Below are 9246 nucleotides of genomic sequence, written 5' to 3' on the forward strand. Positions count from 1 at the left end.
GGGCTGGGGAGCTGAGAGATTGATTACGATACCTAATAACAGGATATAGCGATTCTCACTTACATGAGGTACAGTCCCACTCCCTACTCCCTACTTCAAGGCGATTGCTCTACTGAAGTTGGAGTTGGAGTTGGAGAACTACCTATAGCCTTACACTCATTAAGATAGGTCGGTTTGGGTTCAAAGGTTGAGTCTTGGCTCCGTAGCAGATGAGTTTCTTTAATCCAACCAATCTGTCCCTTTTGCACCGACGGATAAGAGCTGGAAATTTGTTGAAATGGGGGGACTTCTGAGGCTTGTTCAACTTGATTTTGAGCCGTTTCAGGAGACGCCTTCGACTCATCGGGTTGTTGAGATTCAATGTTACCAGTACCCGGAGAGCAAATTTTCAACTTTAACCAATCCTGCCGTTGATAGGGTGAACGCTCAATCACTTGTAAAACGCTACCTCCAGGAACTAACCTGACGGGTGATTGGTTTTGAGAAGGTGCTTCGAGTCGCAGCACCAGGGAAATAGCCCTACCGTCTGAATAGTCAATCGTTGAACGGTTGACTCGAATCAGGTCTTGTGCTTCCAAATTAGCCGTTTGTGACGGACTCAGTGTTAGGCTGTCGGTTGGAGATGGAGTCACCGGCGGCGATGCAGTAGGAGTTGCCTCACGGCTATCACTGCTTGGGTTTTGCTGTTCCCCTTGACTGGAAACTAAACCAATGACTGGATCAACCCAACTGCGGGGAATCAACAAGTAGGCAAGTCCTCCACCCACTACCAAAAGAACAAGAATACCCAGGAGTAGCCTCCAAGGACGCCGTGTCGGAACCGTAGTCGGCAGTTGCCGCGTTTTCATCCGGGAAGGAGCGGCGGTTACAGGAGTTGTCGTTGTTGAGGCAAGGTTGGCAGGTAACGATTCAGGTTTTGGCGGTGAGAGTTCTGTTGGCTCAGTTTTGCCCGAGGGGTTTACCTGGCAGTAAACCAGCGCAATTGTGATGTTATCATGACCGTTTTGGCGATTGCCAATCTCAAGCAGCCGCGCTCCTGCTGTCGGTAAGTCAACTTGACTGTCGAGAATGGGTAGAATTTCTGTTTGCCAGTACTGCTCTACCCTGTCATTGTCACTGAGTCCATCGGAACAGAGTAGAAAAACACTGTCTTCATCCAGTACAAACCGCTGGGTTGTGGGATGTAACGTTGCCGAGGGTGCCATGCCCAAGGCTTGTACTAAAGAGCCCGAAGTAGGCTGCTGCACGGCATTCCGATAAAGAGCATAACCCAATCGCACTTCACGGGAGGCTAAATCGTCATCCTGAGTGACTTGGTGACAGCCGTTGCGCGTTATCCAGTAAACTCGACTATCTCCGACATGGGTGATGTAAATTTCGTGGGCATGGGTTTGAGCCATAACCAGTGTTGTTCCCATCCGTTGCCGGTCGGAACGGTGTTCACTGTCATTTTGCTGGCTGATTGCATCATTGGCAGCACAAGCTGCCTCTTCTAATTCTAGGGTGAGGGCTGTCGGATTCCAGTTTTCTGGGTTGACTGACAAATTCTCAATCTGCTGCTGCAAGGTATCGATTGCCACATGAGACGCCACCTCACCGCCTTCATGTCCGCCAATGCCATCACAAACGATTGCTACAGCTCTGGTATTCGTTACTGGACCGATGAGTTGTCCGCTGGTTGGATAGCAAGCATCTTCATTGTGATGGCGAGTGGGTCCAGAATCGGTACGGGTTAAAATCTGGTAGGTGCGATCTTGCCCTCCCCCACAGGTTTTGAGTCCTTGATCTAGCAGCGCCACTAGCTGTTCTGAAGTTTGGATTTGCTCCTCTACAAGTTGGGTACACAGTTGCTGGAAAAACCGTGCGATTGCAGGTGACACGCCGATGCTTAGGTGAGATAACCATAGCTGACCAAGCTGTTGTAAGGTTGGGGCAGCTTGAGAATCAGCCTGCAACTCCAGTAGCCGGACAAGGGAACCTTCTACTCGCAGCAGGGAGGGCTTTAGCAAGCTAGCCGCTACCCCTTCGCTACTTAAGGGTTGCCACAGATTTGCCAACTGCCACAACCAGTTTAGCTGGCGCATTGGTGGGGCATTTTTCCAGGTACTGCTTAGTTCTGGACGTAGCTGCCCTTGCGCCTCCCCTGCTTCCATTCCCAAAATCGGCACGTCTTCTAATAACCAGATTTCTGAGTCTTGGCGTTGTTCCACCAGCCGCCCGTACACTTGCGGCAGATGTAACCGATAGGGAAAAAGTCTCAGATAAGGTAAGAGGTTGGGTGGAATCTCCTGGGGCGTGTCGGGTGGCAGGGCAGGTTTAGTATCTAAAACAACCCCAGAATCCACCACTATATAGCGGTGAGCGATCGCTTCTCCCGGTTTGTAAGCGCTTATCCCCGCTCCGATTGCCCACAAATAGCGTCTGAGTAGGGGCGTGCGACAGTTCTGGCAGAACTTGTGGCTCTGGGGATTGGCAGCCTGACAGCGGTTGTTGGGGCAGTGGAGAGTTGCCGCAGGATTTTCCATGAAAATTCTTTGCTACATTCAGCGAGTGGTAATTTGGCTACAAGTCGCACTGCCGTAATTGGGGCGCGAGTTCTTTCTTGAATTGCCAAAACAAGCCTATCGATCACAAATTCTAGCTTCTGTGTCTGAGCAGGGGGTAGATTCTAGCCTAAAGAACGGGGGCAGCCAAAGATGGGAGAATTTAGATACATAGTCTCCTCACCCTTGTTTAAATTTGCTTGCTTTGGGATGCTCCCCTTGAGCCAAGGGTTCAGGGGAGAAGTAGGATAGGGGCTTGGTGATATGATACAGCCGACTATTAGCTGTAAGATTTGGGACTGGGGTTTAGGGTTGGGAAACAGAATCTTGAATAGATGTTTGCTCGTCCTTCTGGGTGACACTAAGCCTGATGAGCCAGGGCATGAGTACTAAAAAGTAAGCCCACCAAACGATAATGGGTATAGAAACCACAAGGGTAATCCAGATCGTTTTCGTGAGTACCCAACAACCCGTGATAATTGCAACTCCCGTCAACAGGATTGACCACGGTTGGCACCACCAGGGCTTATAATTCCAAGGACTCAAAGAATTCTGTGCAGGGGATTTCAATGAAGAAGAATCTTTAGGGATTTGGTTCTGGTTCAATTTTTCTTTGAATTTGCTCCCGTTAGTCTAGGGGAACATCTAGGGCGGGAATCGAGTGACTCCATTTTGGCTATTAACTTATTTTAACATAGTGCATCAAGCCAGTTATCCTTCCTTTAGGCAGATTTCCCCTCTCTTGCTTACTATCATGCCCAGGCTAAATTTTGACACGTCTAAAGACCCAACGGCAGATAAATCGCTAGCAAGCGATGATATTGAGCGGCTAATTGGGCAACTAGAGAACTCTCACGCTTTGCTCTACAAGACCATTAATCTGGAAACTGGGGCGTTGGTGGAAACGATGGATCGACTTGTGCCTGGTTTTTGGAGTCGATTTTTGGAAAATCGCCGCAGGGCACTGAAGCAATTTCTGCAAAACAAGCAATCGGAACCGTTTTGAGAGGGAATTTCCTTTTTGTCACTATCCCGTCTGTCTGAGGTGCGAGAATACTCTGTCTCTTCTTTCTCAATCCCACTAGAGAAAGAGGCGATCGCTGGGCTGGTTTTTCTAAGATGTACCTAGAAATAGCAAGACTTAAGAAAATGAGGAGTTTTATATGAATAAGCCAGAAAGACCAGATGTCACAGATGCAGTCAATCCAGGCGATAAGATAAAGCCAGGGACTCAAACCGTTGAAGAAAAGTCTCAGCAAGTTGCTGTTGATGCCCCCGACATAACGGGAGAGCATATCGAGGTTCCCACCTACTTTACGGTTGAAGAACCGAATGGTGACGAAAAAGCTTTACATCACGTCAAAGATGCAGAAGAAATTTCTGATGTAATCCGCCAAGCACGCACGGATGAAGAAGGCAATCGTACTTGGCGCTAGTTGATCAGCTTATCCTTCTTGAGGTACTACTTGCGGTAGCCCCATGCTGTAGTTGAGTACTCGACTTTCGAGATTGTAACTAATTTCGCCGCTCTGCAAAAGCGATCGCATATAATGCTCTAGGTCAGAACCAATCCGGCGCAGGTTGTATTCTGTTAGGTCTTCCCCATTGTAGGCTTCAACCAGATCATCAAACTGGCGATAAACCTTTTGCAGGGCGTCTTCATACCAAATAAATTCGTTATCGGGGTCAACATCCAGCGTCAAAACGTTTTTACTCTCGACTAATTCGTTATTTTTGACCTCAGCCGTATAGATGTGAATGTGACGGGTGGTAGATTTTAGGAACACGAAAATCCTCCTCTTCGCTGTGGCATACTTAAATGTTATTGTAAAACTTTGTAAAACCATCCTTGGTTCTCAGAGTCACTCATCAGGCGGAGATGGCTTTTTAGAAAGCCGCCCCATTCCCTAACCAACAGTCTTCGGTTCGGAAAGGGTCGGGTTTCCTCGTTCCACGAGCTGACTTTATCGCCTGACTTTTGTAAATTAAATGAGTCAGGCACAGCTATCACTCGATGGCGTAAGAAAAAATGCAAGATCCCATGGATGACATCGCCAGACAAGCTCGCCAGGGTAGCGTTGCGGCGATTATTCAAATCTTGAATCACAAGTTAGCAGATGCTCGGATTAGAACCCGAGCCGTTTTTGCCGATGGTATGCTGCAATTATTATGCGAAGCAACAATGGCAGAGCAACTGGAACGGTCAGTAGTGGTCAATAAAATCCAGCAAATTCTCGAAGCCATTGCTCCCCGTAATATTCGTCGCGTGAAGATTAACAGTCGCATCGTGCACGAACAACAACTGCTTTGGCTAGAAGAAATTAGCCGCAATCCAGAAAATCTTCTTTGGTCAGAAGAAATTGTTCTGACCAAGCCCAACCTCTTTAAGCAATTGCAACAAGCATTTAAGAATGATCCAGCTCTACCTAACAAGTCGGCTTTGCCGAAGGTTCCCTCCCGCAAACTGCGCGAGCGAAGTCGGTTTAGGCGGGGTCTTGCCAGTGGTATTGGTGTTAGCTTGCTGGTACTAGTAGCAGGGTGGTTGCTCTATGAGCGATTGGCTCCTCAACTCAATGCTCGTACCCAATCGCAAGTGCAAAATTCTACAACCACATCCCAGCCAGAGTCAGCCCCTTCTCCAACACCAGCGTCAGTTTCATCCTCCGATCCCTTTGCCGAGGCAGTACGACTGGCAATCCAAGCGGATGCGGCGGGTAAAACTGCTCAAACAGCGGCTCAGTGGTTGGATTTGGCGGCTCAGTGGGAGAAAGCTTCCGATTTAATGGGAGCCATTAAGCCAGGACACCCTCGCTACGAAACGGCAAAAGACCGAGTACTTCTTTATCGCCAAAACAGCCAACTTGCTCAACAGCAAGCCATACGGGAACAATCCCAGTAGTTTGTCGGTTTTGAGGCTAATCTGTAACGAACTAAAAAGAAGGACTCAGGAGAGATGGGCTGATGTTTGGGCGTAGTGTTGAGAGCGTGTCTGAAAAAGAGACACAGAAAAACCAAAAACCCTCAAATTTTCTGGTAGAAAAGGGGTCACACTGGGAACACTCACTCTAACAGGATTTCTTTTTCTACAAGTGGTCTAAGTCAGTGGCGATATCTAGAACGTCTAATGCCATTACCCAAGAGTCAGCTAGGATTTGACGGCGATGAGTAGTAATCAGCAAGAGCGCGTGCAGAACGAGTGGGTTAGGTTTGGGTTCGGGCATTGCAGTTTTCTAGATTCTGACAGTGAGGTTACTGACACTTTCCCTATCCCAACTCTTGCAACAAGCGCCCCAATGGTAAATCCTTTGACTTCACGTCTGTCCGGAACTGTTGAACCAGTTTTTAGCCAGGAGCATAAGGGTTCACTCATGCAATACCCGGCAGAGTCTGCTCAAATCGGGCAACAAATTACTCAAATCATTCTCACGAGTCCAAATCCACAAACGTTGCTGATGAGAACTGCCAGGGTTCTAGGAGAGCAATTTCAGGTAGATTTTTGTTTGCTTGGGGCAATTGGAAATCCTGTAACAACAACTCAGATGGTGCTGTGGTGTTCTCACGATTCCCCAGCATTGCTGCCCGAACAACAAGGGCAACTGTGGCAACATCCCCTGCTGAATACTAATGTCCCAGATAAAGAGCCATTGGCAATTCAAGACGTTCAGGCATCTGATTACTGGTCTGCCCTTGGCGGTTGCTGGCAGGGATTACCGGCTAGAGCTGTGTTAAAAATCCACACCCAATTTCAGTCTGATGTCAATGGGGTGATTGTGTTGGGGCGACAAGAACCCCACGACTGGATGAGTTGGGAGAAAAACCTGTTAAGTGTCGTTGCCGAATCCGTTGCAGTAGCGATGTCTCAAGTCCAGCTATCTCGACAGGTGTTAGCTGCCACTCGTCACCAAACCCTGCTCAACCAGTTGAGTCAAGGGATGCGTAGCGGTCTAGAGCTGGATGAAATTTTGCAAAATGCGATCGCAGCTACGGCTCGAGAGCTTCAGGTCGATAGGGGAATGCTGCTTCTCTTAAACTACAGCAACCCTTTGTTTCAACACCAGGCTTCCCAACTCCTACCCCCCACTCAGGTAACGGTAGCTGGTGAGTGGATAGCAGAAAACTCCAGCGAAGAGAGCGCTACCTCCCTACTAAACCAGTCGTTCTGGTTTTCAGAGTCTGTTTTGTGCCAATACGCTTTTAGAAATGCTCCCAAACCCATAGCAATAGCTGATTGGCAATTTGCCCCAATAATGGAGCTCGCCAGTCAAAACCTCTCCATTTTCGAGCAAGCGATGATGGCTGCCTTGGCAATTGTTCCCTTGGTTGAAGCCCACCCCAGCAATGAACCGGGACAAGTTCCCGTGTTGGGATTTCTGGTACTGCAATACCGTCAACCTCACTCCTGGCATGATGATGAATTGGAATTAGTTACCTGGGTTAGTACCCAACTGAGTGCCGCCATTCTCCATCACCAAACCCTGCGGCAAGTACAATCCCTTGTCGAAGACCGCACGGCACAATTGCAGCAAAGCCTAACGGTTCAGGCAAAGTTATACGAAAAAACGTGCCAGCAGGTCAAGCAACTCCAAGAATTGAACCAGCTCAAGGAAGAATTTATCAGCACAATGAATCATGAGCTGCGGACACCTCTAACCGCGATGAGTCTGGCAATTCGGATGCTGCGTCAGCCCAAACTACCAACCAAGCGTCGCCAAAAGTATCTGGAAATTCTAGAGGAGCAGTGCAACCAAGAAATCGAGTTGATTAACGATTTACTGAGCCTACAGCAACTAGAATCTAACCCATCGCAGTTTCAAGTCCAAACGATTGACCTAATAGTGTTAATCAAAAAGTTAGCCCGCTCCTTTGAGGAGAAATGGGCAAGTAAGGGCTTAACTCTAGAAGTAAACTGCCCAACCCCTTCACTGACTATTAATACCGATCCCGATAGCCTAAACCGCATCCTATTAGAACTTTTGACCAATGCTGGTAAGTATTCCGATGTAAATACAACGGTGCGCCTCAAGGTCACTCACACTGTTCAAAAACCCGTTAATCAAATTGTTTTAACGTTAACCAATATTAGTCCTAGAATTTTACCGACGGATCTTGAGCGTATTTTTGATAAATTCCAACGGGGTCAAGGCGTTACTCAGCAAGCGGTTCAAGGTACAGGACTGGGTTTGGCTTTGGTCAAATGCTTAGTCGATCATCTTAACGGAACGATTAAAGTTTCTAGTTACCCCCTGAAGAATTCCTCATCCTATACCATCTCATTTACCCTCATCTTGCCTCAGTTTTATACGCGGGATAAACAGCCGAGCAATTACCGATAGAAGAGGCGGAATTTAGAAGACAGGAGACAGAAGTTCATAATAGCTTTTAAAGAAGGAATGTCGCTTATTTTTCATGCCTATTTGACCACTTATTATACGGATATTGAACCAAATTAGCATTGTAATATCTGGATTCATCCGAAACGTCTTGACCAATCCAATCCGGTAATTCAATAGCTTGATTTTCGTCCGTCAGTTCAACTTCAGCCAAAATCAATCCTTCATTTTCACCCACAAATTCATCGACTTCCCAAAGCAACCCCCTTAATGCAATTTTGTAGCGGGTTTTCTCAATTAACGGGCGTTGGCAAAAATTATCCAGCATTTCTCGTGCATCTTGTGCGGGAATGGAATACTCGTATTCAGATCTAGAAACACCGATCCTCGGTCCTTTGAGGGTGAGATAACCTTGCTCTCCCACCAATCTCACCCTCACTGTAGTGTTGTTTTCTGTCGGAATGTAACCTTGGCGGTAAACCTTCCCCTCAGTAGCAAAGTCACGCCATTGTTCGCCTTTCACTAAAAATTTACGTTCGATTTCAGTTGCCATGGTCAGAATTTTTACAAAGATGAATGACGAAATGGGAGTTGAAACCATAATGCATTATTCATAAGTTTAACTGCCAACACCTAGACGTGCTTCTACAGCAGGTGTCAAGAGAATCAGGGGTGCTGACTGGGTACCAAGCAAGCTGAAACCCTGGTGCTGTTTAAGCTGAAATGTAATTTCTGGAGATGTCTATTTGTTGAGAACTCGTATAACAACGCAAAACTTGTAGAAGTACGGCTTGCCGACAGAGGCTGAAATTAAAGAAACTCTACCTTAAGGAGGTTAACAAAAATAAAACAAAATGATATCGAAAAAAGAGGTAAAATCACCCTTGTGTTTCAAAGAAATCAATTTTGCCAACGCCCAGCTCCTTATTGAATGGGCAACTGATAGTTAAAAAGAGGTGAAAAATGTCAATGAGTAAGCGGTATTTAGCAGAGTTTATCGGTACTTTTTGGCTTGTATTTGGAGGTTGTGGCAGTGCAGTGCTAGCAGCAACCTTTACAGCAGATGCAGCAACAGTAGACTCGGGTATTGCCTTTCCACTCGGTATCGGCTTGGTTGGTGTTTCTCTAGCGTTTGGTTTAACGTGGCTATTCGCTAGTAGCTGCGTTCATGGCTGAATTTGTGTTAACTTTCATCAGAGTACCTCCGATGCGGGAAACTCTGCGTCTTTATTGTAGACTAGAATAGCTACAGCAACAAGCCAAGGTAGTCGAATATGGCTAAAGCAAAAAAGCAAATGGGTGTACAACAAATGTTGTTGCATCCAGACAAGGAAACCAAGGCAATACTCCAATACCTATGCGAACAGTCTGGA

At 47.0% G+C, this 9246-nt stretch carries 9 protein-coding genes and 1 pseudogene; 5 read left to right on the top strand and 5 right to left on the bottom strand.

The genetic code is table 11. The annotated features are described in order from the left end of the window. Positions 1 to 95 precede the first annotated feature (95 nt). Both IQ257_RS27725 and IQ257_RS27730 read right to left on the bottom strand, forming a co-directional pair. Positions 96 to 2525 (bottom strand): protein phosphatase 2C domain-containing protein, encoded by a 2430-nt coding sequence (locus IQ257_RS27725; RefSeq protein WP_193881259.1) that lies wholly within the window; start codon positions 2523 to 2525, stop codon positions 96 to 98. Between the two features lie 324 nt (positions 2526 to 2849). Then, positions 2850 to 3113, bottom strand: a complete 264-nt coding sequence (locus tag IQ257_RS27730) for a DUF6737 family protein (RefSeq protein ID WP_193881256.1) — start codon at positions 3111 to 3113, stop codon at positions 2850 to 2852. Positions 3114 to 3297: 184 nt separating this feature from the next. Between IQ257_RS27730 and IQ257_RS27735 the strand changes: the two genes are divergently transcribed. After that, the gene (locus IQ257_RS27735; protein ID WP_228061095.1) at positions 3298 to 3549 is read left to right on the top strand and encodes a hypothetical protein; all 252 of its coding nucleotides are present in this window, start codon (positions 3298 to 3300) and stop codon (positions 3547 to 3549) included. A gap of 157 nt (positions 3550 to 3706) precedes the next feature. Then, complete coding sequence (locus IQ257_RS27740) at positions 3707 to 3979, top strand: hypothetical protein (protein WP_193881252.1); 273 nt, start codon at positions 3707 to 3709, stop codon at positions 3977 to 3979. Between the two features lie 9 nt (positions 3980 to 3988). Here the strand turns inward: IQ257_RS27740 and IQ257_RS27745 are convergent, their stop codons facing one another. Then, positions 3989 to 4330, bottom strand: a complete 342-nt coding sequence (locus tag IQ257_RS27745; RefSeq protein WP_193881249.1) for an NAD(P)H-quinone oxidoreductase subunit M — start codon at positions 4328 to 4330, stop codon at positions 3989 to 3991. A 242-nt stretch (positions 4331 to 4572) separates the two neighbouring features. On the opposite strand from IQ257_RS27745, the gene IQ257_RS27750 reads away from it, so the two are divergent. Beyond that, the gene (locus IQ257_RS27750; RefSeq protein WP_193881247.1) at positions 4573 to 5442 is read left to right on the top strand and encodes a hypothetical protein; all 870 of its coding nucleotides are present in this window, start codon (positions 4573 to 4575) and stop codon (positions 5440 to 5442) included. A 184-nt stretch (positions 5443 to 5626) separates the two neighbouring features. Here the strand turns inward: IQ257_RS27750 and IQ257_RS27755 are convergent, their stop codons facing one another. Continuing rightward, complete coding sequence (locus IQ257_RS27755; protein ID WP_193881244.1) at positions 5627 to 5764, bottom strand: hypothetical protein; 138 nt, start codon at positions 5762 to 5764, stop codon at positions 5627 to 5629. Positions 5765 to 5911: 147 nt separating this feature from the next. Here IQ257_RS27755 and IQ257_RS27760 point away from each other — a divergent pair, with 147 nt between their 5' ends. After that, entirely contained in the window at positions 5912 to 7876 is a 1965-nt protein-coding gene (locus tag IQ257_RS27760; protein ID WP_228061096.1) for a GAF domain-containing sensor histidine kinase, read from the top strand. Positions 7877 to 7940: 64 nt separating this feature from the next. Here IQ257_RS27760 and IQ257_RS27765 read toward each other — a convergent pair whose 3' ends face one another. Further along, entirely contained in the window at positions 7941 to 8426 is a 486-nt protein-coding gene (locus IQ257_RS27765; protein ID WP_193881262.1) for a CYTH domain-containing protein, read from the bottom strand. Between the two features lie 410 nt (positions 8427 to 8836). Here IQ257_RS27765 and IQ257_RS27770 point away from each other — a divergent pair. Continuing rightward, positions 8837 to 9028 (top strand): annotated as a pseudogene (locus tag IQ257_RS27770) (aquaporin); the annotation flags it as partial. Positions 9029 to 9246 lie beyond the last annotated feature (218 nt).

This window comes from Coleofasciculus sp. LEGE 07092 (assembly GCF_015207375.1).
Lineage (GTDB): Bacteria > Cyanobacteriota > Cyanobacteriia > Cyanobacteriales > Coleofasciculaceae > LEGE-07092.